28 protein-coding genes are annotated in these 24,380 nt (G+C 51.9%); 12 read left to right on the forward strand and 16 right to left on the reverse strand.

The annotated features are described in order from the left end of the window. Positions 1-30: 30 nt before the first annotated feature. The 3 genes from phaR to JXQ85_RS14295 all read right to left on the reverse strand — a co-directional run bounded on the left by phaR (position 31) and on the right by JXQ85_RS14295 (position 3,068). Positions 31-582: a polyhydroxyalkanoate synthesis repressor PhaR gene (gene phaR / locus JXQ85_RS14285; protein ID WP_421749615.1), complete on the reverse strand. Its 552-nt coding sequence runs from the start codon at positions 580-582 to the stop codon at positions 31-33. Between the two features lie 121 nt (positions 583-703). Further along, positions 704-1,144 carry a phasin, PhaP gene (locus JXQ85_RS14290; protein ID WP_421749617.1) on the reverse strand — a complete coding sequence of 147 codons (441 nt, stop codon included), beginning with the start codon at positions 1,142-1,144 and terminating at the stop codon, positions 704-706. Between the two features lie 130 nt (positions 1,145-1,274). Then, the gene (locus JXQ85_RS14295) at positions 1,275-3,068 is read right to left on the reverse strand and encodes a PHA/PHB synthase family protein (RefSeq protein ID WP_421749618.1); all 1,794 of its coding nucleotides are present in this window, start codon (positions 3,066-3,068) and stop codon (positions 1,275-1,277) included. 107 nt (positions 3,069-3,175) lie between these two features. Between JXQ85_RS14295 and phaZ the strand changes: the two genes are divergently transcribed. Continuing rightward, a complete protein-coding gene (phaZ, locus tag JXQ85_RS14300; RefSeq protein WP_421749619.1) occupies positions 3,176-4,447 on the forward strand; it encodes a polyhydroxyalkanoate depolymerase in 1,272 nt (423 codons plus the stop codon). A gap of 3 nt (positions 4,448-4,450) precedes the next feature. On the opposite strand, the gene JXQ85_RS14305 is transcribed toward phaZ, so the two are convergent. The 5 genes from JXQ85_RS14305 to JXQ85_RS14325 all read right to left on the reverse strand — a co-directional run bounded on the left by JXQ85_RS14305 (position 4,451) and on the right by JXQ85_RS14325 (position 9,173). After that, entirely contained in the window at positions 4,451-5,152 is a 702-nt protein-coding gene (locus JXQ85_RS14305; RefSeq protein ID WP_421749620.1) for an alpha/beta fold hydrolase, read from the reverse strand. Between the two features lie 3 nt (positions 5,153-5,155). Then, complete coding sequence (locus tag JXQ85_RS14310) at positions 5,156-5,905, reverse strand: alpha/beta fold hydrolase (RefSeq protein ID WP_421749621.1); 750 nt, start codon at positions 5,903-5,905, stop codon at positions 5,156-5,158. Between the two features lie 132 nt (positions 5,906-6,037). Continuing rightward, positions 6,038-7,432, reverse strand: a complete 1,395-nt coding sequence (locus JXQ85_RS14315) for a TRAP transporter large permease (protein ID WP_421749622.1) — start codon at positions 7,430-7,432, stop codon at positions 6,038-6,040. Positions 7,433-7,436: 4 nt separating this feature from the next. Next, positions 7,437-8,105: a TRAP transporter small permease gene (locus tag JXQ85_RS14320; protein ID WP_421749623.1), complete on the reverse strand. Its 669-nt coding sequence runs from the start codon at positions 8,103-8,105 to the stop codon at positions 7,437-7,439. Between the two features lie 63 nt (positions 8,106-8,168). Continuing rightward, positions 8,169-9,173, reverse strand: coding sequence for a DctP family TRAP transporter solute-binding subunit (locus tag JXQ85_RS14325; protein WP_421749624.1), 1,005 nt, complete (start codon positions 9,171-9,173; stop codon positions 8,169-8,171). A 231-nt stretch (positions 9,174-9,404) separates the two neighbouring features. On the opposite strand from JXQ85_RS14325, the gene JXQ85_RS14330 reads away from it, so the two are divergent. From JXQ85_RS14330 to JXQ85_RS14360, 7 genes are all read left to right on the forward strand, one after another. After that, positions 9,405-11,072, forward strand: a complete 1,668-nt coding sequence (locus JXQ85_RS14330) for a sensor histidine kinase (RefSeq protein ID WP_421749625.1) — start codon at positions 9,405-9,407, stop codon at positions 11,070-11,072. A 3-nt stretch (positions 11,073-11,075) separates the two neighbouring features. Further along, positions 11,076-11,690 carry a response regulator gene (locus JXQ85_RS14335; RefSeq protein ID WP_421749626.1) on the forward strand — a complete coding sequence of 205 codons (615 nt, stop codon included), beginning with the start codon at positions 11,076-11,078 and terminating at the stop codon, positions 11,688-11,690. A gap of 118 nt (positions 11,691-11,808) precedes the next feature. After that, positions 11,809-13,758: a threonine--tRNA ligase gene (gene thrS / locus JXQ85_RS14340; RefSeq protein WP_421749627.1), complete on the forward strand. Its 1,950-nt coding sequence runs from the start codon at positions 11,809-11,811 to the stop codon at positions 13,756-13,758. 219 nt (positions 13,759-13,977) lie between these two features. After that, positions 13,978-14,283, forward strand: a complete 306-nt coding sequence (locus JXQ85_RS14345; protein ID WP_421749628.1) for a DUF2282 domain-containing protein — start codon at positions 13,978-13,980, stop codon at positions 14,281-14,283. A gap of 81 nt (positions 14,284-14,364) precedes the next feature. Then, on the forward strand, positions 14,365-15,228 hold the full coding sequence (locus tag JXQ85_RS14350) for a DUF692 domain-containing protein (RefSeq protein ID WP_421749629.1): 864 nt from the start codon (positions 14,365-14,367) through the stop codon (positions 15,226-15,228). Further along, positions 15,225-15,986: a putative DNA-binding domain-containing protein gene (locus JXQ85_RS14355; protein ID WP_421749630.1), complete on the forward strand. Its 762-nt coding sequence runs from the start codon at positions 15,225-15,227 to the stop codon at positions 15,984-15,986. Before JXQ85_RS14350 ends, JXQ85_RS14355 begins: the two co-directional genes overlap by 4 nt. Further along, complete coding sequence (locus JXQ85_RS14360; protein WP_421749631.1) at positions 15,983-16,543, forward strand: DoxX family protein; 561 nt, start codon at positions 15,983-15,985, stop codon at positions 16,541-16,543. Before JXQ85_RS14355 ends, JXQ85_RS14360 begins: the two co-directional genes overlap by 4 nt. Positions 16,544-16,547: 4 nt before the next feature. Here the strand turns inward: JXQ85_RS14360 and JXQ85_RS14365 are convergent, their stop codons facing one another. Beyond that, on the reverse strand, positions 16,548-16,916 hold the full coding sequence (locus JXQ85_RS14365; RefSeq protein ID WP_421749632.1) for a hypothetical protein: 369 nt from the start codon (positions 16,914-16,916) through the stop codon (positions 16,548-16,550). Between the two features lie 42 nt (positions 16,917-16,958). Then, the gene (locus tag JXQ85_RS14370; RefSeq protein WP_421749633.1) at positions 16,959-17,270 is read right to left on the reverse strand and encodes an ArsC/Spx/MgsR family protein; all 312 of its coding nucleotides are present in this window, start codon (positions 17,268-17,270) and stop codon (positions 16,959-16,961) included. 207 nt (positions 17,271-17,477) lie between these two features. Between JXQ85_RS14370 and JXQ85_RS14375 the strand changes: the two genes are divergently transcribed. Continuing rightward, entirely contained in the window at positions 17,478-17,684 is a 207-nt protein-coding gene (locus JXQ85_RS14375) for a cold-shock protein (RefSeq protein ID WP_421749634.1), read from the forward strand. Positions 17,685-17,749: 65 nt separating this feature from the next. On the opposite strand, the gene JXQ85_RS14380 is transcribed toward JXQ85_RS14375, so the two are convergent. From JXQ85_RS14380 to JXQ85_RS14390, 3 genes are all read right to left on the reverse strand, one after another. Further along, positions 17,750-18,094, reverse strand: a complete 345-nt coding sequence (locus JXQ85_RS14380; RefSeq protein ID WP_421749635.1) for a hypothetical protein — start codon at positions 18,092-18,094, stop codon at positions 17,750-17,752. Positions 18,095-18,257: 163 nt separating this feature from the next. Next, positions 18,258-18,737, reverse strand: coding sequence for a dihydrofolate reductase (locus JXQ85_RS14385; RefSeq protein ID WP_421749636.1), 480 nt, complete (start codon positions 18,735-18,737; stop codon positions 18,258-18,260). Further along, on the reverse strand, positions 18,738-19,571 hold the full coding sequence (locus tag JXQ85_RS14390) for a thymidylate synthase (protein ID WP_421749637.1): 834 nt from the start codon (positions 19,569-19,571) through the stop codon (positions 18,738-18,740). A gap of 208 nt (positions 19,572-19,779) precedes the next feature. On the opposite strand from JXQ85_RS14390, the gene JXQ85_RS14395 reads away from it, so the two are divergent. Then, positions 19,780-20,208, forward strand: a complete 429-nt coding sequence (locus JXQ85_RS14395) for a VOC family protein (RefSeq protein ID WP_421749638.1) — start codon at positions 19,780-19,782, stop codon at positions 20,206-20,208. Between the two features lie 38 nt (positions 20,209-20,246). On the opposite strand, the gene JXQ85_RS14400 is transcribed toward JXQ85_RS14395, so the two are convergent. After that, positions 20,247-20,744, reverse strand: a complete 498-nt coding sequence (locus JXQ85_RS14400) for a MarR family winged helix-turn-helix transcriptional regulator (RefSeq protein ID WP_421749639.1) — start codon at positions 20,742-20,744, stop codon at positions 20,247-20,249. Between the two features lie 86 nt (positions 20,745-20,830). Then, the gene (locus JXQ85_RS14405) at positions 20,831-21,091 is read right to left on the reverse strand and encodes a succinate dehydrogenase assembly factor 2 (RefSeq protein WP_421749640.1); all 261 of its coding nucleotides are present in this window, start codon (positions 21,089-21,091) and stop codon (positions 20,831-20,833) included. 119 nt (positions 21,092-21,210) lie between these two features. On the opposite strand from JXQ85_RS14405, the gene JXQ85_RS14410 reads away from it, so the two are divergent. Further along, the gene (locus JXQ85_RS14410; protein ID WP_421749641.1) at positions 21,211-22,413 is read left to right on the forward strand and encodes a pyridoxal phosphate-dependent aminotransferase; all 1,203 of its coding nucleotides are present in this window, start codon (positions 21,211-21,213) and stop codon (positions 22,411-22,413) included. A gap of 24 nt (positions 22,414-22,437) precedes the next feature. Further along, the gene (locus JXQ85_RS14415) at positions 22,438-22,857 is read left to right on the forward strand and encodes a hypothetical protein (RefSeq protein WP_421749642.1); all 420 of its coding nucleotides are present in this window, start codon (positions 22,438-22,440) and stop codon (positions 22,855-22,857) included. Between the two features lie 36 nt (positions 22,858-22,893). Here JXQ85_RS14415 and JXQ85_RS14420 read toward each other — a convergent pair whose 3' ends face one another. Continuing rightward, on the reverse strand, positions 22,894-24,252 hold the full coding sequence (locus JXQ85_RS14420) for an MATE family efflux transporter (protein WP_421749643.1): 1,359 nt from the start codon (positions 24,250-24,252) through the stop codon (positions 22,894-22,896). Between the last annotated feature and the right edge of the window lie 128 nt (positions 24,253-24,380).

Here is a 24,380-nt window from a genome sequence, read left to right on the forward strand (position 1 = left end):
AGGAAAAGGCCCCGCGAGGGGCCTTATGTATTAGGAAAGTTTGGACAGCTTGGCCTGTAATTCAGCCAGTTGCTTTTTTATGTCATCCAAAGCTTCTTCAGGTTCAGATTCTTTTTCTTCGGTCTGTCCGTCAGAGGCTGGGTTGGTTGATCCCGGCCAATTGCCCATACCACCTGTCATCGCCTTCATGAACGCCTCTTGCTGCGCTTGCATTGCGGCCATCGGATTGATGGTGGAGATGTTTTCAACCATCTTTGATTGACCTTCGCGCAGCATCTCAAAGCTTTCAGCCAAGAACTGCGGCACAATGCTAGAGGCCTGATTGGTGTACGAGCGTACAAGATCGTTCAACACATTCACGGGCAACATGTTTTCGCCGCGGCTTTCATGTTCTGCGATGATCTGTAGGAGATATTGGCGCGTCAGATCGTCACCGGTTTTCAGATCAACGATCTGAACTTCACGGCCATCCCTGATGAATGCTGCAATATCGTCCAAAGTGACGTAATCACTGGTTTCCGTATTGTACAACCGACGGCTCGCGTAGCGCTTAATCAACAGCGGCGAATTGGTCTCAGCCACAGGCAGCCTCCCTTTTATGCAGCAATGCAGAAAACCTTATGCGACTGCAGAACAAAAAGAAAGGGCGCGCCGAAGGCACGCCCTTTAGAATTCGGGTATTTACCCTAAATTCACACCGAAATTACTTCGCTGTTTTTTTTGCTGCTGCAGTTGCGTCTGCAGTTGCTTTTTTAACAGCTGCAGTTGCTTCTTCGGTTGCTTCTTTAGAAGCAGACATCATCAGCTCAACAGTTTCGGATTGTACTTTTTTCGCAACTTCTGCGAATGCCGCCATGTTTTCTGCAGCAACTTCAGCCTGTGCAGAAGCGAAGTCTGTCAGCGCTTTTGCGTAATCAGCAGGCTCTGCCTTTGCTTTAGACATGTCTGCCAATTTAGACAGGGTGTCTTTTGTCCAAACAGAAGAGATCTCGGAAGATTTCTCAGCTGCCTCCAAAGCAACGCCAGCAAGTTTTTCGTTCAGTGCTGCAGTGTTCTTGAACGCGTCGTCCAGAGCAGAAGTGTCTACTGGGAATGCGCCCATCATGTCTTTCAGAACGGCGGTCATGTCTTGGGTTTTAGCCATAGTCTTAGTCCTAAATAAATGTGCGGGTCGATCCCGCGGTTTCTAGTCTGAAGACAATATGCTTTCTGCAGTGCAGCATTTCAAGCTATTTCTTGCTGCACTGCAGAATAATTTACGTTACCTAATGAAATCAACGCGTTGCAGGAACCTTCACATAGCTTCCTGGAGCATCTTCAATCGGAGGATGATCCGAATCGCCCGGTTCGCGTGCTGCAACTTTCTTGCCAGAGCTAGATGACAACCATGTGTCCCAACGCGGCCACCATGTGCCTTCGGTGAATTCCGCCTTCTCAAGCCATTCGTCAGAATCGAGCTTCAGATCTTTGTTGGTGTAATGGCCATACTTCTTTTTGCTGGGCGGGTTCACAATGCCCGCGATGTGACCCGATTGCGAAACAATAAAGGTACGGTTGCGGCTCTTAGTTTGCTGGAAACCGCGATAGCAATCTTTCCAGCGTGCAATATGGTCCGTTTCACAGGTCACGGCACAAATCGGCAAGGTAACGTCGCTGATATGCAGCGTTTCGCCAAAAAGCTCGATGCCCTCATTCACAAATTGGTTGTCCTGACAAAGGCGGCGCAGATAATCGACAACCATCTTACCTGGCAGGCCTGATCCATCGCCGTTCCAATACAGAAGATCAAAGGCCGGCGGGGCCTCTCCCATCATATAGCTGCGAATGGCGGGGCCATAAATTAGATCATTAGACCGCAGAAAGCTCATGGTGCGCTGCATAATAAAGGAGCGTAGAAGCCCATGTTCAGCAGCTTCGGCTTCGATCCCATCCACAAAATCATTCTGCAAGAAGGGTGTGAATTCGCCCTGCTCTGCGAAGTCCGTCAATGTCGTAAAGAAGGTCGCCGTCTTGATCGACTTATCACCGCGCTTTTTCATCAACGCCAAGGTCAGATGTAGCGTTGTGCCTGCAATACAGTAGCCCACCGCATTCACTTGCTTTTGCTTTGTCAGTTTCTTGACCTCAGAGACCGCTGTGAGATAGCCGTCTTCGATGTAATCCTCGATACCGACCTCGGCAAAAGAGCGATCCGGGTTCACCCAACTCACGACAAAAACAGTATAGCCCTGATCGACGAGCCACTTAATCAGGCTGTTCTTTTCTTTTAGGTCCAGAATGTAATATTTATTAATCCAGGGTGGGAAGATCACCAGAGGGATCTCGTGTACCTCTTCTGTGCTCGGAGAATACTGCAGCAGCTCCATCATTTTATTGCGGAAAACCACTTTCCCCGGGGTCGTAGCAACGTTGCGGCCCAGTTCGAATGCGGTTTCATCCGCCAGCTTTACAAGAAGCTCACCATTGTTGGATTCCAGATCACGGATCAGGTTTTCTAGTCCGGCGATAAGCGAGCGCCCTTCTGTTTCTACTGCTTTTTCTAAGGCATCTGGATTTGTGCCCAGAAAGTTCGTCGGCGCCATCATATCAACAATCTGATCAGAGAAATATTTCAGGCGCACACGTTCCTTGGAAGGCAAATCTTCTATTGAATCCACAGCGTTACGGATGGCATCGGCATTCAGCATGTACTGCTGTTTTACAAAGTTGAAATAGGGATTGGTCTGCCACATCGGGTTTGAAAACCGACGATCGGTTGGCGTGTCATCCTCTGGAGCCTCAAGCTTACCCTGTGCGAGCGCCTGCTGGGCATCGACAAAGTGTTGAACGGATTTCCCCCAAAATTCCATTTGTTGTTCAAAGACCTTGGCTGGGTTTTCGATCATTTCAGCCCAGTAGGCTGTAGCGGCATTTGTGAAAACCTCATGATTCGGCGCTGACAGCTCTCTCCTTATTGGATCATGACGCGACATTACTTCAATCAGACGTTGAGAAAGTTGTTCAACTTTCTCCAAATTTTCACTGAGTTCGTCGTATTTCGCAACTGCGGCATCGTCATGAGTTGTCATATTAATCACTAGACCTTATCGTCGCTGCTACGCAGCAATTGTGTGCGGCTGGGGGGAGAGTCAGCCTTAATACCTCGTAGGATAGCGGGGAAAAACAGGAGAAGCCAATGCGATACATGGCCACGTATGACATGATGGAAACCATCCGGAACACCAACCAATGGCTTGGTGCGTCGGCGCAAGCCATGGCGGCTTATCCGCTTTTTTCGATGGTTCCAAACCCTGCCCTGCACTGGATGGGCGCTTGGGGAGAAGTCACAGAACGTACCTTCGCCCGCATGGTAACCAAGCCGGATTGGAACATTCACTCTTTCACCTGTGAAGACGGCAAAGACCACGTCGTCCAGGTCGAAACCGTTGTTGAACGTGATTTTGGTGATCTGATTCATTTTTCCGTTCAAGGCCGCAAGCGACGTCGTAAACAAGTCATGTTGGTTGCACCTATGTCCGGCCACTACGCGACCCTTTTGCGCTCTACAGTGATGTCGCTACTTCCTGATTGTGAAGTCTTTATTACAGACTGGCACAATGCCCGCGATATTCCGGTGTCCGCCGGAAAGTTCGACGTAGAAGATTACACTCTTTATCTGGTCGACTTCATGCGCGAGCTCGGTACAGATACCCATGTGATCGCTGTCTGCCAGCCGGCTCCTTTGACCCTCGCTGCGACCGCCTATCTTGCTGAACAGGATCCGGAAGCTCAACCTCAGACTTTGACGTTAATTGGTGGTCCGATCGACCCTGACGCAACGCCGACAGATGTGACTGACTTTGGTCACCGTGTGACGATGGGCCAGCTCGAAGAAACTATGATCCAACGAGTTGGATTTAAATACGCTGGTGTTGGCCGCAAAGTTTACCCGGGCTTACTTCAGCTTAGCTCATTCATGTCGATGAATGCGGAACGCCACTCGCAGGCTTTCGTCAACCAGATCACCCGCGTCATGAAAGGCGAGGCCTCTGATCACGATGCACACAACCGTTTCTATGATGAATACCTGGCTGTCATGGATATGCCAGCAGAGTTCTACCTGTCCACTGTCGAGCGCATCTTTAAGAACGGCGAAATTGCCAAGAATGAATTTGTGGTCGATGGCCATAAGGTTGATCTGGGCAAAATCACCACGGTTGCGGTGAAAACCGTTGAAGGCGCTAAGGATGATATTTCGGCGCCAGGCCAATGTGTGGCAGCGCTTGATCTGCTGACTGGCCTACCAGACAGCAAAAAGGCGAGCCATCTGGAACCGGATGCAGGTCATTACGGTATTTTTGCCGGCAAAAGCTGGCGCAACAACATTCGTCCACTGGTTTTGGACTTCATCAACGCCAACCGACCAAAGTCAACAAAGAGCGCCGCGAACAAAAACGCGGCGGCCTAAGCGCTACCGCAACATCAGTGGCCGTGACATCCAATGCCGTAACGCCTGCGTTACGGCAGACGGGTTCTGCAAAGTTGGCACGTGACCTGCGCCCGCAATAACTGACAGTTCTCCGTCGGTTAGAAACTCAGTCATGATCTGATGGCGTTTCAACGGGATCAACCCATCCTCTTCACCGCAAATCACCTGCACAGGGCAGCCGCATTTGCGCAGGATCGATTGCATATCACGATGACGCTGTAATGCGCGCACTTGGTTCACAAAGCGATCTACACCAATATTTGCCGCCATATCTTGCATCAAGGGCAGCAGCTGACCATCAAGGTCTTCTACTGTCACATCAAATAGCTGGCTGACAATTTCTGCCAACCGCCCAGCCCGCGCAGCCACCAACATCGGCTCGTAAGCCATTGCACCAAAAGGACTTTCCTGAAGTGGCGATGTCGAGATCAATGCCATTCTCGACAGACGATCAGGTGCGCGCGACGCAATTTCCATCGCGACGACCCCACCCATGCCACTGCCCACCAAAGCAAATTGCTTAGGCGCACGCGCCAAAACTTCTTCTGCCAGGTCAGCCATACGGCCAGACCCACCCAATGGCATTACCATCATCGCGTGTTCTGATGACAGCTCTGCCAATTGCGGCCCGAATTGACGCGCATCACATAAGATATCTGGCAACAAGATCAGCGGTTCAGCCATGATTCAGCCCTTTGCCGCTGCAATGACATCAGTCACTGCGTCTTCGATAAGTCCAAGGCAAGTCTCATCAGAAAACCTGTGATCCGCACCTTTCACCAACAAAAGGCGCATATCAGCGCCTTCTGCGTGATCCAACAAACGCACTGCAGTCTCGGTGGACACGGCGGTGTCTTCGGTGCCTTGAAGGAAACGAACCGGACAGTCGAAAGTCAGGGGCGCGCGCAGAACGAGGTTTTCGCGGCCATCTTCGATCATGCGTTTCGTGATGATGTATGGCTCCATGTAATCACTGGGCAATTCAACATGGCCAACGGTTTCAAGCGTTGCCTTTTGGGCATCGTCAAATCCAGCCCAATAGCTGTCTTCTGTGAAATCAGGGGCCGCCGCAATGGTCACAAGCCCTAGCAAACGATCTGGCTGCGCGCGCGCCAAAAGCAACGACTGCCAACCTCCCATGGAGGAACCCACCAGAACATATGACCCTTCAATCAGGCTATTCACGGCGGCAATTGAATCCTCGTGCCAGTCGCCGATGCAGCCTTCTTCAAAGGTGCCAGAGCTTTCGCCATGACCCGAATAATCAAACCGCAGAAACGCGCGACCTTGGGCCTTGCACCAAGCCTCAAGGTGCACAGCCTTGGTGCCTTCCATGTCGGACTTCAGTCCGCCAAGAAACACCACGCATGGGCTTTGGCCTTCGGTTTTGTGGTAGGCGATCTGACGCCCCTGCTCTGTTTGAAGAAAATCAGCCACAGCTCTCCCCTTTCATCGTTAACCGCTCTTAAACCCGACATTGATCAAGCGGTCAAAGGGGAACCAGTCTGAAATCGAAAAGGAGCGCCCAATGGGCGCTCCAAACTTGTTTAAACCGTGTGTCTTAACACGCTATTGCGTCACGATTTCTGGCCCCATGATCGCATTGGGCAAGACTGTCGAAATCCAAGGGACGTAAGTCACGAGGATCAAGAAGACGAACATGATCGCAAGGAATGGCAATGCTGCGCGCACCACGCCCATCATCGACATGTTCGCGACCCCCGCGGTCACAAAGAGGTTCAAACCAACCGGAGGCGTGATCATCCCGATCTCCATATTAACCACCATGATGATGCCTAGATGGATCGGATCAATGCCCAGCTCAATCGCGATTGGGAAGACCAAAGGTGCCACAATGACCAGCAGGCCTGATGGCTCCATGAACTGGCCACCAATCAGCAGGATCACATTGACGATCACCAAGAACATGACAGGACCAAAGCCGTAGGACAGCATCCATTCCGTGATCTTTTGCGGAATTTGCTCGTCGGTGATGACGTGTTTCAGCAAAAGCGCATTGGCGATCACGAACATCAAAGTAATGATCAGCTTACCTGCATCACGCAAGGTCACCACCGTGTCTTTGTGCCAGAAGGCCGTCAGGATCGCATGTGGCTTTTGCAGCAAAGATTTGCGATTTCCGTCCTCATCCGCTGCCAATGGTCCCATATCGCGATAGATGAAGCTCGCAACAAAGAAGGCATAAACAGAGGCTACGGCTGCTGCCTCGGTTGGCGTAAAGATCGCGCCGGTAACGCCCGGGATGCCGTAGATCCCAACCATGATGATTACAATTAACAAGAGACCCCAGATAGCATCCTTGAGGCTCGCCCAGATTTCACCAAAGCCTGCAAACTCACCTGCTGGCATGTTTTTGATGCGCGCCATCACATAGATGCCGATCATCAACATGGTGCCCGCCATAATACCGGGAATGACGCCTGCAAGGAACATACGCCCAACAGAAACTTCGACCGCCGCCGCATAGACCACCATTACGATGGAGGGCGGAATAAGGATGCCCAAGGTACCTGCGTTGGCAATAACACCCGCTGCGAATTCTTTGGTGTAACCCACCTGCCGCATCGCTGCGATGACGATCGAACCAATAGCCACAACCGTTGCAGGGGAGCTGCCCGAAAGCGCGGCAAACATCATGCAGGCCAGGACACCCGCGATGGCCAGACCGCCTCGGAAGTGACCCACCAAGGCAATGGAAAAGCGAATGATCCGCTGCGCCACGCCGCCGGTCGACATAAAGCTCGAGGCCAAGATAAAGAATGGGATCGCCAAAAGTGTTGAATGGCCTTCAAAGGCTTCAAACAGGGTTTGAGCGACGGAGGCCAAAGAGCTGTCCGAAAAGATCAGCAAAAAGACAATGGAGGAAAAGCCAAGGCTCACAGCGATTGGCGCACCAATCAGCATCAGGCCGATGACCATGCCAAAGAGAATAAGAATGTCCATCGGGTTAGTCCTTTAGCTTTTCAGCAGCTTTCGCCACGTCGTCTTCAGCTTCGTGGCTGACGATCAAAAGGTCTTGCTCATTGCGCCAAACGCGCAGGGCAACTTGGGCGAAACGCAGAACCAGAAGGGCCATCGAGACTGGCATCACCAGATAAGGCACTAATTTCGGCAGCTTTTCGTACTCCACACCTTCGTTAAACACGGGTTCGAGCCAGCGCATGAAGGCAGGAACTGGAATGTCTTGCGTCTCATACCACCCTTGCCCGCGGAACTTTTCAACAAAGCCGGTTGGGAACCAACGGCCTTCGGTTGGCGGCAGGTTTGCGAATGGTGCCCAGTAATCCCATGCGCCTTTCAGCAACAGCAAGGAATATGCCAGACAGACCGCAACGACGACTAAGCCAAGCACACGACGGGTTGGCGCGGGGGCTGTGTTGACCAAAGCGTCCACACCAAGGTGCAGGGTTTTCTTGACTGCATAGCTCGCACCCAGAAGAACAAGCCAGGCAAACAAGAAAACGGTCAGCTCCAGCGCGTAGAAAATGTTTGAGTTGAACCCGTACCGCGCGACGACATTGGCGAAGGTCATCAGCGTCATAATGCCAAGGATAATGGCAATGATGCTTTCTTCAATCCGGTCGATGCGAGATGGGGGTGTTGAAGTTGCGCTCATGGCGCGCCTCCTTATTGATGGGGCGCCAAGGTGACCTTGACGCCCACATTGCAGTTTAATGGGTTAGTTAATCGCCGCGTTGATCGCTTGCGCCGCGTCGATGTTGTCTTGTCCAACATCATCCGCGAACTGCGCCCAAACTGGCTTCATTGCAGAGACCCAAGCCTCACGTTGATCGGCGTCCAAAGAACGCACCACGCCACCCGCATCGATGATCGATTGTTTGGCAGCCAGATTCACAGTGGTGGATTCCTGGTTTCTGGTTGCTGTCACTTCGGAAACGATGGTTAAGAACTGCTCGCGCACATCTGCCGGCAAGCCGTCTAGCCAATCCACAGAGGTCACCAACAGGTAATCCAGAATACCGTGATCGGTTTCGGTCACACCGTCCTGCACTTCAAAGAACTTCTTGCCGTAGATGTTGGACCAAGTGTTTTCTTGACCGTCCACAACGCCCTGCTGCAGTGCGCCATAGACTTCAGAGAAGGCCATCTTTTGCGGGCTACCGCCCATGGCTTCCATCTGCGCAACTAGTACATCAGAAGACTGAACGCGGAACTTCAGACCGTTTGCATCGCTAGGCAACAGAAGCGGCTTGCTCGCTGACATTTGCTTCATGCCGTTGTGCCAGTATCCAAGACCCTGCAGGCCACGGCGTTGCATGCTGTCGAGCATGGCTTGGCCGGAATCAGACGCTTGGAAGGCTTCAACCGCATCGATGTTTTTAAACATGAATGGCAGATCGAAAATGCGGAACTGTTTGGTGAACTTTTCAAACTTAGACAGTGAGGGTGCCGCCAGCTGAACATCGCCCTGCAGCATCGCTTCTAGGACTTTGTTGTCATTATACAGCGTGGAGTTCGGGAAGACCTCCATGCACATCTTGCCGTCCATTTCGGCATTCACACGCTCTTCCAGCAAAGAGGCTGCAATGCCCTTCGGGTGTTTGTCGGTATTTGTAACGTGGCTGAACTTTACGACGATCTCGCCTTCTTCACAGGCCGCAAACGCGACGGATGGAAGGGATGCGACAGCTGCAACGCAAGCAGCTTTCAAAAAGGTTTTCATTGGTATCTCCCTAAGTCGGCGCTCCTCTGGCGCCAGTATAGCAATACGAAGGGGTGCCCATATTTACGACAAGGTAGAAACTGTATGGTGATTTTTTGTGCATTTTTTCAATGAGATAGGTTCTCAACAAATCCTAACCCGTGCGTTTTCCCGAAATTTCGGACAAATATTCTTGCGTGAAATTCCCACCTCAGCGACAAAAGAGACCTTATTTCAACCGGAGACCCAAGCGTGATTCGAACCATCATTCGCCCTGCATTGATCTGCGGCCTGCTTGGTCTTGGGGCGGCGTTGTGGGTATATCACTCGACATTAAAAGACGAGTTTCAAGCCTTGGAAAAAGCCGGGGCCGCACGGCTTGGTGAGGCGTCTAATCGCATGCGATTGCAGATCGATGCCTTTCGGGCGCAGACCAATTTCATCGCAAGTGCACCTCATGTTGCAGACTCTGTTGCGCAAGCGGATTTTGATCAAGTCACCGAGGATTTAAAGGATTTCGCGCTGACCTATGGGGCGACCCGGATCGATCTTTTTGACGAAGCAGGAAGATCGCTGGCGACCTCTGCGTTTGAGCCCACTGATGTCTCAGGAAAGTTGATTGATGCGGCCTTCAACGGACGGCTTGGATTTGAGCAAGAACGCGATCTTGAGAACCGGTTCTTTCGGTTTAGTCGCGGTATAGAAGCCGATGGGCTGACCATTGCTGCGGTGGTTGTCACAGCCGATGTTGCGGCTTTAGAATTCGAATGGCCGGTAACACCTGAGGTTATCGTTTTTCTGAACGACGACCGGCTGACCTTTGCGTCCAACCGCGCGAGTCTAGTGCTGTTGGCCCAATCAAACGATGCGGATCCCGCTAAGTTTGACATCAGAAAACAGGGTAAATCAGCAGGGTTCACAACCTACTGGATCGCCCCCCCTGGCGAACTAGAACGCGAAGCTATAATTCTCGATCAATATGTCCCGCATTTTGATCTAACTGCGCAGATTTTTATGGAAACGCGTGCCGCACGTAACACCGCATTGATCCGCGCACTCTTGGCGGTTGCCGCCGCACTGGTTCTTGGATTGATCGCAGCCATCGCCGTACAGCAACGTCGCCGGTTAGAACTCGAAGCGCAATATTCTGCGACTTTGGAAGCGCGTGTTGAAGAGCGCACAAAAGAGCTGCGAAACGCTCAAGATGAACTCGTGGAAGCATCCAAACTCGCCGCCCTTGGTCGCCTATCCGCCGGAGTCAGTCACGAGCTGAACCAGCCGCTTGGTGCAATCTTAAATTTCGCTGATAACTCTAAGAAATTCCTGCAAAAAGACATGCCCGATCGTGCGCGTGAAAACCTCACTTTGATTTCAGGACAGGTCGAGCGGATTAAGCGGATCATCACCAACCTGCGCGCCTTTGCGCGACAGGAGGCAGCACCAACAGAACGCATCGATTTCACCGAAATCACACAATCCGCAATCGAGGCTGCTGCGGATATTCTTTCGGCTGGGCATGTGTCCTTGGAATGCGTCCTTCCCGATCAGCAGATCCCAGTTGTGGCAGGCCGCGTGCGCCTGGAACAAGTGGTTCTAAATCTCTTATCCAACGCGACGGATGCCCTATCCCAGAGCGACAAAAAACAGATCATCGTCTCACTCACGGCCTCCCAAAAAATCACTACGTTGACGGTCGCTGACACTGGACCAGGCATCGAAGACCCGACGCGGGTGTTTGAACCGTTTTATACGACCAAAGAGCTTGGCGCGTCTAAAGGGCTCGGCATGGGACTGGCTTTGTCGCACGGTCTGATCACACGGTTTGGCGGCACCCTGACCTGTCGCAACCATAATAATGGCGCAGAATTCGTGATCTCGCTGCCGATTGCATCCTCAACGTCAAATCAAGGGGCGGAGTAAACTATGTTCAAAAAAGTGCTGATCATCGAAGACGACGCCATGCTGCGCAGCTCTATTGTACAGGCGCTTGAGCTTGAAGATTTGGAACCCATCCCAACGAATGGATTTACGCAAGCCCGCCGCTCGATCCGCCATAATTTTAGGGGTGTGATCCTGTCAGACATTAAGATGCCTGATCACGATGGATTTGACGTGTTGCGGTTTGCCCAAACCAAAGATGCAGAGCTTCCTGTGATCCTGCTGACCGGACATTCTGATGTGCCAACGGCCAAACGCGCCATAAAAGAAGGAGCTTATGATTACCTCGAAAAACCCTGCCCGCCTGACGAAATGATCGACGCTCTGCTGCGTGCTCTGCGGCAGCGAGAATTGGTGATGGAAAACCGCGAAATCCATCAGGAACTTGAGGAGCTAACGGATGGCACCTCGGGGAGCCTGGCAGAGCGGCTTGAATCCCATGAAAAACGGATCATCGAAGAGGCTTTGAGTGAGGCAGATGGCAAAGTCGCCATTGCCGCTGAAGCCTTAGGCATTCCGCGCAACACATTATATGACCGGATGGGCAAGCTACAGATCGTGGCCAAAGCGTTTCGGAATGGGGCGGATCAGAAAAACTGATCGCCATGAGCCTCTCTGCCTGTTGACTTGCGCAGCCTCTAGGGCGACAAGGCACATCGAACCACATACCCGCAACCGGGCGTTCTGTTGGCGCCAAACTGACGAGGAGCTTCTGGCAATGACCCAGATTTCCCTGACTTTCCCCGACGGCAATGCACGATCCTACGACGCAGGTGTAACACCTGGCGAAGTCGCAGCATCCATTGCCTCATCCCTTGCGAAAAAAGCGATCTCTGCGACCGTTGATGGTCAGCATTGGGACCTTGCGTGGCCAATCGAGGCAGATGCCTCCATCGCGATCAACACATTGAAAGACAATGACGCTGAAGCGCTGGAGCTGATCCGCCACGACTGCGCCCACATCATGGCCCGCGCAGTGCAAGAGATTTGGCCAGACGTCAAAGTCACCATCGGCCCAGTGATCGAACACGGCTGGTACTATGACTTTGATCGCAAAGAAGCCTTTACGCCTGAAGATCTCGGCCTCATCGAAAAAAAGATGAAAGAGATCATCAACAAACGCGATCCCGTCCGCACTGAGGTTTGGGAACGCGATGTTGCTGTCAAATACTATGAAGAGCGCAATGAGCCTTATAAAGTCGAGCTGATCGAAGCCATTCCTGGCGATGAGCCTCTGCGCATGTATTGGCATGGCGATTGGCAAGACCTTTGCCGCGGTCCGCACCTACAGCACACAGGTCAGGTTCCCGCGGATGGCTTTAAGCTTATGTCTTTGGCGGGTGCCTATTGGCGCGGCGACAGCAGCCGCGCGATGCTGCAGCGTATTTACGGCGTGGCGTTCAAAAACAAAGAAGACCTGAAAAAGCACCTCACTTTCCTTGAGGAAGCGGAAAAGCGCGATCACCGTCGTCTGGGCCGTGAAATGGATCTCTACCACATGCAGGAAGAGGCACCGGGTCAGGTCTTTTGGCATCCAAATGGCTGGACAGTATATACAGAGCTGCAAGACTACATGCGCCGCGCTCAGCGCAAAGGTGGCTATGTAGAGGTGAACACTCCGCAGGTGGTTGACCGTAAGCTTTGGGAAAAATCCGGCCATTGGGATAAATACCAGGAGAACATGTTCATCGTCGAAGTGGACGAGGATCATGCGCGCGAGAAATCCGTGAATGCCTTGAAACCAATGAACTGCCCATGCCACGTTCAGATCTTCAACCAAGGTCTGAAATCCTACCGTGATCTGCCACTGCGCATGGCCGAGTTTGGCTCTTGTGCGCGTTATGAACCATCTGGCGCATTGCACGGGATCATGCGTGTGCGCGGTTTCACACAGGATGATGGTCACATCTTCTGCACCGATGATCAGATCACATCTGAAACCAAGATCTTCATCGACTTCCTGTCCAAGATTTACGGCGACCTTGGGTTCCATGACTGGACCATCAAGCTATCTACCCGCCCAGAACAACGGATTGGCTCAGACGAGACTTGGGACGAGATGGAAAAGGCGCTTGGCGACGCCTGTAAAGCGGCGGGCCACGACTTTGAACTCCTCGAAGGTGAAGGCGCTTTCTATGGTCCAAAGCTCGAGTTCACTCTGACCGATGCAATCGGACGGAACTGGCAATGTGGAACACTGCAAGTCGACGCGAACCTGCCAGAACGTTTGGATGCCACCTATGTGGGCGCGGATGGTGACAAACATCGCCCCGTCATGTTGCACCGCGCGACCTTGGGATCGTTTGAACGTTTCATCGGCATTCTGATCGAAGAACACGCAGGCAAACTGCCTTACTGGCTGGCACCGCGTCAGGTCGTTGTGGCCTCGATTGTCTCTGATGCTAACGACTACTGCCTTGAGGTTGTCGAAGCGCTGAAAGCCGCTGGCGTACGTGCCGAGGCTGATCTGCGCAATGAAAAGATCAACTATAAGGTCCGCGAACACTCTGTTGGCAAAGTTCCTGTGATCTTGGCCTGCGGTAAGAAAGAAGTCGAAGACCGTACTGTGACGGTGCGCCGGTTGGGTGAGAAGCAAACCAAAGTCCAGACACTGGACGAAATTGTTACAAGTTTAAAAGTCGACGCAACTGCACCGGACTTGCGCTAGGCGTTTGTAACATTTCTCACGTAAATCCATTGGAAAGCCGGGTCATCTGATCCGGCTTTTCCTTTATTTTAAGTCATTTTCCCTTAAGGTTGTTCACACAAGATAACACGACCGTGACCCACGAATGCGTTATTGGAGAATGGATAGGTCAAAAGGCTAGAGTTCTCCCATGCCGACTAGAGCGGCAGGAATTAACAACCTGATTTAGGGAACACACACATGTCTAAGACCGTAAAAACTCTGGCAGCAGCCGCATCCGTAGCAGCAGCAATGACTGCAGTAACTTCCACAACTGCACACGCAATGGACAAAGAAAAATGCTACGGCGTTTCTCTGGCAGGCAAAAATGACTGCGCAGCGGGCCCAGGCACAACTTGCGCCGGCACATCCACAGTAGACTACCAAGGTAACGCATGGACACTGGTTGACGCAGGCACTTGCGACTCCATCGAACTGCCAGCGATGGCAGACGGCAAAGGCCGTATGGGTTCTTTGGAAGCACTGGAGCGTGACCTGCCAGCATAAGCTGTCACCAAGACTTCACTGGCTCCGCTCCCCAAGGGCGGAGCCTTTCTGCCCTCTAGGGCACACAAGAAAGACCTGATCATGCTTGATTCTGCTCAGAAATTTCCCCGCCTCCCGCATAAGCCGGGCGTTGGCTACAAAGCGCAGCATTTCACTGACATTCTGGAAAACCCAGGATCTGTTGGCTGGCTGGAAATTCATGCAGAAAACTATATGGGCATGGGTGGCCGCCCTCTGGCGCAACTGCGCCATCTGGCCGAAGAATTCCCGATTTCTGTGCACGGTGTTGGCCTGTCGATCGGCGGCGAAAGCCCGCTAGATCCAGAGCATCTTGCACGCCTGAAACATCTTGTAGAATGGCTGAACCCAACAGTGTTTTCCGAGCACCTTGCTTGGTCCACACATGATGGAAGCTATTTCAACGATCTCTTACCGCTGCCCTATACCAAAGATACTCTGACCCGCGTAGCCGATCACATCGATCAGCTACAGAATACAATTGGCCGACAGATGATGCTTGAGAACCCTTCAAGCTATTTGAAATTCGCAGAAAGCACCTGGTCAGAACCGGACTTCCTTCGCGAAGTCGCAGAGCGGTCTGGCTGTGGCCTGCTGCTGGACGTAAACAATGTTTTTGTGTCAGCCACCAACCTTGAATATGACCCCCGCGACTACATCAACGAATATCCACTCGATAAAGTCGGAGAAATTCACCTTGGTGGCCACGATGAAGACGAAGATGACCACGGCAAACCACTGCTGATTGACAGTCATGGTGCCGAAGTCGTTGACCCGGTTTGGGCGCTTCTCGATCATACCTTGGCTCTCTCTGGTCCACGCCCGATCCTGATTGAATGGGATACGGATGTCCCGGAATGGGCCATTCTATCGGCAGAAGCAGACCGTGCAGCGTCTGCGCTATCTCACATCAAGGTTCCGGCATGAGCGTGACGCAAACTGAATTCCGCGCCGCCATGTTGGACGCCGCGCAAGAGATTCCAGTGGGCCTACTGGACGGGCGCGATCAACCTGCTGGTCGCCGCTTTAGCGTCTACCGCAACAATGTAGCCGTTTCATTAACTGAGGCTTTGGAAACGGGTTTCCCCGTGATCGCGAAATTGCTGGGCGAAGCAAATTTCAAGCCAATCGCTGGCTTGTTTCTACGCCAATCCCCCCCGTCTGCGCCGGTGATGATGCATTATGGCGCGGCCCTCCCGCAGTTTCTTCGCGAATTTGAGCCACTCAAACATCTTGGCTACCTTGGGGATGTCGCCGAAATCGAACTCGCCTTGCGGCGCAGCTACCACGCGGCGGATAGCACCGGTGTGCCAGGGGATGCGCTGGCGCAGATTGCGCCAGAATCCCTGCCCAATGTTCGCATGACCCTTGCGCCTTCGCTTGAAGTGCTGCGTTCGCATTGGCCGATCTATGACCTCTGGGCGTACAACACTTACGAAGATCACCCCAAACCACAAGCTCAGGCCCAGACCGTTGTCATCCTGCGCCCAGAATTTGACCCTACCCCCCATCTGCTGCCTGCCGGCGGCGCTACTTTTATAACTGCCATCAACAAGGGAGAAACTCTTGGGCAAGCTGCGGAAACCGCGGCCGAATTGGCAGAAGACTTCGATCTTGGTGCTATCTTGGGCCTTTTGTTGACCCATGGTGCCATTATCGAAATTCAAAACGAGGACACAGAATGAACGCCCTGATTTCACTGCACAATGCCGTTTTTACGCGAGTTGACCGCCAAGACTGGCTGCTGCCAACTTTGGCCCGGTTCATCTTTGCTGCAGTTTTGCTGCTTTACTATTGGAACTCGGGCCTCACAAAACTAGGTGACGGGCTCTTTGGGGTGTTCACGCCTTCTGTCGGCGCCTATGCGCAAATCTTTCCAAAGGCACTTGAAGCGGTCAGCTACAATACCAGCGCATTGAGCATTTTTCACTGGGTGATTGTGTTTGCTGGCACCGTAACCGAATTTATCCTTCCAGCCCTCATTGTGGTTGGATTGGCCACACGCATCGCAGCCCTTGGAATGATCGGATTTGTTGTGATGCAATCAGTGACCGACATCTATGGGCACGGTGCGGACGCATCCACAATCGGTAGCTGGTTTGACCGCATTTCCGACGCGCATATCTTAGATCAACGCGCCTTCTGGGTCTTTGTCCTGCTGGTACTGGTTATCAAAGGTGCAGGCCCTTTATCTTTGGACCGAATTTTCAGCGGCCGCCAAGCCAAGTTGGCAGACGCTTAATCACTTAGAAATGCGCTTTTTCCTCGTCGGGTTTGCCTGCAGCAATTGCAAGCACCCCGGCGAGACCCGCAAAGGCAATTGGGAACATCGTAAAGACGCTAAACCCAAAGCCAACATACATCCAAACAGCAGACGCCAATAGCAACAGCCCGCCCCACAAAGCACGTGCGCGCGCCATTGCGCCACCTGCAATGGCAAGCATTGGCGCCATCAAAGATGTGCTTCTGATCAGTTCGACGTTATCAACCTGCTCAGCAATGCCGTCCAATTCCCCCCAGTTTTCAATGGCTGCGGTATAGCCCCAGCCGAAAAAACCGACGATCATTCCGATCACCCCGGCGATAATACCCAAAACCAAAGCTGCGTTTCTCATACCTGTCTCCGTTTCTACATTAGAGATAAGCGAGCGCGTGGCTCACGCCAAGGCAGCTTGGACGTCTTTGCTCCAACTTAGGAATAATTCCCCGTCACGCTCAATCAACGGTCGTTTCATCAATGATGGGTTTTCGACCAACAAAGTCATCGCCGGTTTCTGCCGCTCAGCGTTATTCAACTGACGCCAAGTTGTGGAACGCGTATTCACCAAAGCATCGCCAAATTTGGCCAAAGCCCGTTCTAAAACGTCGCTTGGTACGCCGTCTGTGCGCACATCAACAAAGGTTGCATTTGGCAGAGTTTTCATTGCCTTTCGGCAGGTATCGCAGTTTTTCAGACCATAAAGTTGCATGACATTCACTCATCCAAAGAGTTTACCCTAGGGAAACTTATATTTTTTCAGTTGTTTTGCTTGCTTTTTACATAGGCCATGTAATCATCCGACCGTAGCATTTTGTTTAATTTGTCCGGTTTCGCCAATTTCGGAATTCGGATTATTGGATCATCTGCTGCTTCCCGCATCAACGGGGCGAGTGTTAGAAGTAGAAGGAGAGACGGTATGCCAACTGGCACCGTAAAGTGGTTTAATACAACCAAAGGCTACGGCTTTATTGCACCAGATGATGGTGGCAAAGATGTTTTCGTTCATATTTCAGCGGTTGAACGCTCGGGCTTGACGGGCCTGGCTGACAACCAGAAGGTTGAGTTTGAACTTTCCGAAGGGCGCGATGGTCGTCAGATGGCCACTGAACTCAAGGCCTCATAAACACGCGCGGGGCGTAAACAACGCCCCACTCAGTTCTCTTTAAATCGGCATGAACGCTACCCGCATTAGTGGGTGGTGTAGCAGCCTTTTTCGCCCACTGGGCAGACGATCCGGGATTTCATAACCTTTTTGACCTTCTTGACGCGCTTTGGCGTACAGATTTCGCCCGCGACAGGAACGCCACAGCTGACCATTCCACCCGCCTGCACAGGCTGAAGACCTGCTGGGCACAAGTTCTGGCTCGACGCTGCAGCGCGGTAAAGACAACCGGACGGCGTCGCAGGTGGAGGGACAGGGATAAATTCTACAATTGGATCTTCCTTGATCTTGCAAGGGAAAATCACACAGGTTGCATGCGCCGGCGCGGCTACCGCGACCAAAGCTGCAATCATCAGCGCTTTCTTAAACATTTGGTCACCTTTTCTCTGTTCGAACTGCTCAATATTATTCAGGTGTTTGCTGTAGCGTCACACTACAAGATTTTGAGATTCAGTCAATTTTTGCGATCGAACCATAGCAAAGCCAAGCGGTTTTCACAGGAACCGTGACATTTTTGAATCCAATTTTGATCGCTTATCGTTTTCGGAAGTATTCGGTCAACGTACACTTGGGGGCTTCTGCACGAAGCAGCCTGTCATTGATCAACTCCCAGTCATCGGAAGCAAACTCTGGGAAAAAGGTATCTGGCGCATCGACTTCAACGTCGACCTCCGTCACCAACAGCCGGTCTGCCAAAGGCAGCATGGCTTTGTAGATCCGCGCGCCACCCATGCTGTAAATACGCTGATATCCGGCCGCGTAGGCTGCATCGATCGCCTCCTCAACCGAACTCGCAGCGACTTCGCCAATGTCAGCCTTTGAAGAAACAACGATGTTAAGTCTGTTCTTCAATGGTTTAAACGGAAGACTATCCCAAGTGTTTCGCCCCATGATCATGGCCCCACCAAGGGTCTCTTGTTTGAAAAACGCCAGATCTTCCGGCGCGCGCCACGGAATATCGTTGTCTTTGCCAATGGCGCCGTTGCGATCACGGCCAACAATGAGAGTAATCATTTAGACAGCCACCGGTGCTTTGATCGCGGGGTCGGGATCATAGTTCAAGATTTCAAAGTCTTCATATTTGAAATCAAATATGGAACTCACATCACGCTTTAAGCGCAATTCGGGAAGGTGTTTTGGAGTACGGTCTAGTTGAGTTTTCACCTGATCCATATGGTTGGAATAGATATGTGCATCACCGATCGTATGCACAAAATCACCAGGTTCATATCCGGTCACATGTGCCAGCATAACCTGTAACAGTGCGTAGCTTGCAATATTAAACGGAACACCAAGGAACATGTCAGCGGATCGTTGGTAAAGTTGCAAATGCAGCTTACCACCCAAAACTTTCACCTGCCAAAGTGTGTGGCACGGAGGAAGCGCCATGTCTGGTACATCGGCCGGATTCCACGCTGACACAATCAGACGTCGACTGTTTGGAGAGTTTTTAATCATCTCAACCAAATCTGCGATCTGATCAACTGTCTTTTTTCGATACAGCTGCTCTTCACCCTGCGGTGCATCCACGGGTTCTAGCGCTGGAAAACGACGCCATTGATGGCCATAGACTGGCCCCAAGTCCCCGTTCTCATCTGCCCATTCATCCCAAATCGTTACACCGTTTTCTTGCAGATAACGGATATTGGTATCGCCACTTAAGAACCAAAGAAGCTCATGGATTATCGAGCGCAAATGTAATTTTTTGGTGGTCACCAAGGGAAAACCGTCCGCTAAAACATAGCGGCATTGCATTCCAAAATAAGATGTGGTCCCGGTTCCCGTACGATCCGTCGTGGTTTCGCCTTGGTCCAAAATCAACTGCATTGCATCGTGATATTGCTGCACCCGACCCTCCTTTGGGTTTCAGCGTTAACTCAGACTCAAGACATAACGGGTTTGCCGCATAAGCGCTACATCTCGTGGCAAAGAAATTCCCTAATACCAAATATCCACAATTTTTGACTACTCGCACAGTTAATGTAATCGATTGCAGCAGAGTGCTCGACAAATCGCTCCCGACCAATAGACTGCAAATCAAATAAGGAGATTCTGAATGAAATTGCGCTATCTGCACACAATGGTTCGTGTGAAAGACCTTGAGAAATCAATGGATTTTTACGCCCTACTGGGCCTGAAAGAAACCCGCCGCGTCGATCATGAAGCTGGGCGTTTCTCGCTGATTTTCATGGCGCCGGAAGGCCAAGAAGAATGCCCCGTTGAACTAACCTACAACTGGGATGGTGATGAAGGTTTGCCAAGTGATGGCCGCCACTTCGGCCACCTCGCCTATGAGGTCGAAAACATTTACGAAATGTGCAAGCATCTGCAAGACAATGGTGTCACCATCAATCGCCCACCGCACGACGGTCGCATGGCTTTTGTTCGATCACCGGACAATGTTTCCGTCGAACTTTTGCAAATGGGTGATCCTCTGCCAAAAGCCGAGCCTTGGACAAGCATGGGCAATACCGGCAGCTGGTAACTTTGCTAGCAGGCATTGGATGATGCGTCACCCAATGATCAATAGATGTAGCGTATTTGGTCGCTCCAATAACGCTCTACGCGCCTGAGGGACGAAGTTATGTCTTCAAGACCCTCAGGCCCCAAAACACCTTTGGACTGCAATCCCGTCGCGTGTCGACCGAATAGGTCGGAAACGACATCGTGAATACCGCGCCCTTTATCAGTCAGGCGCACACGCACAGATCGTCGATCAATTTCGCATCGCTGATGATGCATGTACCCTGAATCCACCAGCTTTTTCAGGTTATAGCTGACATTACTACCCTGATAATAACCACGCGATTTCAACTCACCGGCAGTGACCTCATTGTCGCCGATATTAAACAGCAGCAAAGCCTGAACCGCGTTGATTTCCAAGACGCCGACGCGTTCAAATTCATCTTTGATCACGTCCAGCAAAAGTCGGTGAAGACGCTCGACCAACGCCAACGTATCCAGATACCCAGTGATAAAACCGTAATCACCGGGGCTTTCCAGCGATGAATGTATGCTCATTCCAGTCTCCGTCTCATGTTCACAGAGAAACTGAAGCAAAATCGCGAAAATTCAGTTAAATCAGAAGAAGATCGATAAAAACCGAACTATTTCCGCGCCATTTCCTTGGCTATATCCTCAATCAACTCGGCAAATACTGCCGGTGCAGCGGCTTGACCGCTCACCCATTGGTATAGATCCTGATCGGCCTCATCCAAAAGCGCATCGTAATGGTCCAATTCGGCCTCATTCATCCCATCCAAACGCGTATTGGCAAAATGACTAAGGATAATATCCATCTCTTTGATCCCACGACGCATCGAGCGCAATTTCATACGTTTTAGGCGGTGTTCACGGATCTCAGTCATTGCGGCCTCTCCTTACAATGACTGCGGCAGATACCGTCCGAAAGCCTTAAGCGCAATAGCGCTTGAACCGGCCAGACCAGCACCCTAAGACTTGCACAGATGCATATTTTGAGGTTGCCATGTCCTTTTTGTCAAAGACCCTATCACGGGTAAAACCTTCACCGACAATTGCGATCACGGCCAAAGCTGCCGAACTGAAAGCCGCAGGACGGGATGTGATTGGCCTCTCTGCGGGCGAGCCAGACTTCGACACGCCTGAAAACATCAGAAATGCGGCGAAGGCTGCGATCGATGCGGGTAAAACACGCTACACGGCACCCGATGGTATTATAGAGCTGAAACAAGCGATCTGCGATAAGCTGAAACGCGACAGCGGGCTGGACTACAATCCAAAACAAGTTTCGGTTGGAACTGGTGGAAAACAAACGCTTTATAACGCCCTTATGGCAACGCTAAACGAAGGCGACGAGGTCATTATTCCCGCCCCTTATTGGGTGTCCTATCCCGACATGGTGTTGCTGGCAGGCGGCACCCCTGTTGTTGTGGAAACGACGCTTGAAGACAATTTCAAGCTGACGGCGGATCAACTCGAAGCGGCCATCACACCAAACACCAAGTGGTTTATCTTTAACAGCCCTTCGAACCCGACAGGTGCAGGCTATAATCATGATGAACTAAAGGCACTGACGGATGTTCTACTGAAACACCCACATGTCTGGGTGATGACCGACGACATGTATGAGCTGCTGGCTTATGACGATTTCAAATTCTGCACCCCAGCTGAAGTTGAACCGAAGCTCTATGAGCGCACCTTGACCTGTAACGGGGTTTCTAAGGCCTATGCCATGACCGGCTGGCGCATCGGATATGCTGCGGGTCCAGTCGAGCTGATTGCCGCCATGCGTAAAGTGCAAAGCCAATCGACATCAAACCCCTGCTCTGTCAGCCAATGGGCCGCCATCGAAGCGCTCAACGGGACCCAGGATTTCATTGCGCCCAACAACGAGAAATTTGTGCGTCGCCGCGACATGGCTGTGGTCATGCTGAATGCCATCGAAGGCGTCACATGCCCAACACCAGAGGGTGCCTTCTATGTTTACCCTTCGATTGCCGGCCTGATTGGTAAAACTACCCCTGCCGGCACCAAGATTGTCGACGATGAGGCCTTTGCGACCGCTTTGCTGGAAGAAAAAGATGTGGCGATTGTCTTTGGCGCGGCCTTTGGCCTCTCACCAAATTTCCGTGTCAGCTATGCAACCTCGGATAAGGCGCTGAAAACCGCGCTGACGCGCATTACAGATTTTTGCAATAGTTTGACGTAACCCAAATAATCCAAAGGATCCCAGATGGTGGTACATGTACCCGATTATTTCTTTCGAACACGCGATGGCGGTGCCAGCGTGTTTCGTGTAGATGGGGACAATCGCCACGGTCGACTGGACATGGATCAGATTGCATCGATCAACATGCGCACAGGCGACGTGCGCCCGAATGGTGATCGTGTTCTGACAGCCGAAGATCATGAGGCGATCAACACTTGGATTGCGGACCGTAAGGAAACGCTGGAGTGGCGGCAGATGGATGACATTCTGCGCGCCATCGATCAAATGAACGCCACTGCGCATTGGGCGCAGTCAAAAGCAACGGATGAGCAATTGGACATGGTCACCGACACGCTTTTAATGGCAATGCATGATCTGAGATCTGTTCTTGTACGTAAGAAAGCCGCCGCACTTTCAAAGGACGCAGACGAAAAGGCGCGGTGATCTCCGCGCCTTTCAAACTATTGATTTGGAAGTTGATTAGGTTGCAGCAACCTTCATGCGAAGCTGCTCGACCTGCCCCCACCAAAAGCGCCACATCAACAGAACCGCGGCGACCCCCAGACCGATCCCAAGACCAATCCAGATACCAATCCCACCCCAGCCGAATGTAAACCCGGCCAAATAGCTTGCTGGCACACCAACAACCCAATAGCTGACAGCCGCAATAATCATTGGCACACGCGTATCCATGACACCCCGCAGAATGCCCAACGCAAGGGCCTGTGCGCCGTCTACGAATTGGAAAAACGCAGCGGCGATCAGCAATACAACACCAACCTGAACGATGGCTGAATAATTAGGGTCTTTTGGATCAAGGAACAGGGATACCAGCCACTCACCACAAGTGACAAAGACAACCGTCGAGAACACTGTAAACAAGAGGCTCATCACAATCGCCGTGCGCGCACCTCGGGCCAAGTGTTCGATATCCTTGCGACCCAAAGCATTGCCTGCACGTACGGTTGCCGCATTGCCCAAGCCCAGATGCACCATGAACATCAAGCCCGCCAGATTAATAGCAATCCCATGTGCCGCTAGGGTAATTGTTCCCAGCCACCCCATCATCAAAGTGGCCGCAGCAAAAAGACCAACTTCGGCCAAAGTGGTAAAACCGATTGGCACTCCGATGCGAAACACACGCGCCATTTCATCCCGGTCTGTCTTCCAGAGCCTTGAGAACAGATCATATTGCGGTAGCTTCATCTGCGCATAGATAACCGCACCGACAATCATGACGCCCTGCACAGCCAGAGAAGCTATCGCAGCGCCCGTTATACCCAGCTCAGGCAGGCCCCAGTTTCCAAAGATCAAAGCATAGTTGACGACGGCATTCACCACGGCCGCCAAGACCGTGATCCAAAAGATCACGCGTGTATGTTCAAGCGCAGCAAGGTAGCTTTTTAAGACCATAATCAAAAGCGCCGGGATCAAACCGATCCCCATAATGCGCAGGTAGGATTGCGCCCCTTCGCTTAGGATCGGGTCCTGTCCCAGGGTCACCAGTATGGGCTTGGCCCACCAAAACACAGGCAACATCGCAACCGCGTAGATCACCGACAGCCATATCCCCATACGGGTTGTGCGTCGAATTGTGGTTTCATCGTCTTTGGCTGCGGCCTCAGCCACTATCGGCATCACTGCAAAGGCAAACCCCGACCCCAGAATAAAGGCCAAGAAGAACACCTGTGATCCCAGAACCACTGCAGCCAATGCGTCTACCGAATACCACCCCAACATGATGGTATCCGTCAGCCCGACGGCAAACTGCGCCACGTGACCGCCGATCAACGGCAAGCCAAGCTGCAAAAGCGCGCGAACATGCGCGCGATATGTCATTTCATTTTGAGCCATATCGACAGGGTTAGGCTTTGCCTATGATTTAGGCAAGTTGTTTCACACGCCCAGATAGAAAGGACTGGACGCATGATCCATCTGCAGCAAAACTAGGGGATATTGCAGGAGAG

Origin of the sequence: Cognatishimia sp. (genome assembly GCF_049116455.1) — a bacterium.
Classification (GTDB): Bacteria; Pseudomonadota; Alphaproteobacteria; order Rhodobacterales; family Rhodobacteraceae; genus Cognatishimia.

Coding starts and splice junctions, on each gene's coding strand:
- JXQ85_RS14320 (WP_421749623.1), bottom strand. CDS start 8,105: ATGAGCGCAACTTCAACACCCCCATCTCGCATCGACCGGATTGAAGAA.
- JXQ85_RS14370 (WP_421749633.1), bottom strand. CDS start 17,270: ATGCAACTTTATGGTCTGAAAAACTGCGATACCTGCCGAAAGGCAATG.
- JXQ85_RS14355 (WP_421749630.1), top strand. CDS start 15,225: ATGAGCGTGACGCAAACTGAATTCCGCGCCGCCATGTTGGACGCCGCG.
- JXQ85_RS14380 (WP_421749635.1), bottom strand. CDS start 18,094: ATGTTTAAGAAAGCGCTGATGATTGCAGCTTTGGTCGCGGTAGCCGCG.
- JXQ85_RS14420 (WP_421749643.1), bottom strand. CDS start 24,252: ATGACATATCGCGCGCATGTTCGCGCGCTTTTGCAGCTTGGCTTGCCG.
- JXQ85_RS14385 (WP_421749636.1), bottom strand. CDS start 18,737: ATGATTACTCTCATTGTTGGCCGTGATCGCAACGGCGCCATTGGCAAA.
- JXQ85_RS14325 (WP_421749624.1), bottom strand. CDS start 9,173: ATGAAAACCTTTTTGAAAGCTGCTTGCGTTGCAGCTGTCGCATCCCTT.
- JXQ85_RS14350 (WP_421749629.1), top strand. CDS start 14,365: ATGCTTGATTCTGCTCAGAAATTTCCCCGCCTCCCGCATAAGCCGGGC.
- JXQ85_RS14405 (WP_421749640.1), bottom strand. CDS start 21,091: ATGACTGAGATCCGTGAACACCGCCTAAAACGTATGAAATTGCGCTCG.
- JXQ85_RS14290 (WP_421749617.1), bottom strand. CDS start 1,144: ATGGCTAAAACCCAAGACATGACCGCCGTTCTGAAAGACATGATGGGC.
- JXQ85_RS14365 (WP_421749632.1), bottom strand. CDS start 16,916: ATGAGAAACGCAGCTTTGGTTTTGGGTATTATCGCCGGGGTGATCGGA.
- JXQ85_RS14305 (WP_421749620.1), bottom strand. CDS start 5,152: ATGGCTGAACCGCTGATCTTGTTGCCAGATATCTTATGTGATGCGCGT.
- phaZ (WP_421749619.1), top strand. CDS start 3,176: ATGCGATACATGGCCACGTATGACATGATGGAAACCATCCGGAACACC.
- JXQ85_RS14375 (WP_421749634.1), top strand. CDS start 17,478: ATGCCAACTGGCACCGTAAAGTGGTTTAATACAACCAAAGGCTACGGC.
- JXQ85_RS14315 (WP_421749622.1), bottom strand. CDS start 7,432: ATGGACATTCTTATTCTCTTTGGCATGGTCATCGGCCTGATGCTGATT.
- JXQ85_RS14400 (WP_421749639.1), bottom strand. CDS start 20,744: ATGAGCATACATTCATCGCTGGAAAGCCCCGGTGATTACGGTTTTATC.
- JXQ85_RS14395 (WP_421749638.1), top strand. CDS start 19,780: ATGAAATTGCGCTATCTGCACACAATGGTTCGTGTGAAAGACCTTGAG.
- JXQ85_RS14360 (WP_421749631.1), top strand. CDS start 15,983: ATGAACGCCCTGATTTCACTGCACAATGCCGTTTTTACGCGAGTTGAC.
- JXQ85_RS14335 (WP_421749626.1), top strand. CDS start 11,076: ATGTTCAAAAAAGTGCTGATCATCGAAGACGACGCCATGCTGCGCAGC.
- JXQ85_RS14295 (WP_421749618.1), bottom strand. CDS start 3,068: ATGACAACTCATGACGATGCCGCAGTTGCGAAATACGACGAACTCAGT.
- JXQ85_RS14415 (WP_421749642.1), top strand. CDS start 22,438: ATGGTGGTACATGTACCCGATTATTTCTTTCGAACACGCGATGGCGGT.
- JXQ85_RS14345 (WP_421749628.1), top strand. CDS start 13,978: ATGTCTAAGACCGTAAAAACTCTGGCAGCAGCCGCATCCGTAGCAGCA.
- JXQ85_RS14410 (WP_421749641.1), top strand. CDS start 21,211: ATGTCCTTTTTGTCAAAGACCCTATCACGGGTAAAACCTTCACCGACA.
- thrS (WP_421749627.1), top strand. CDS start 11,809: ATGACCCAGATTTCCCTGACTTTCCCCGACGGCAATGCACGATCCTAC.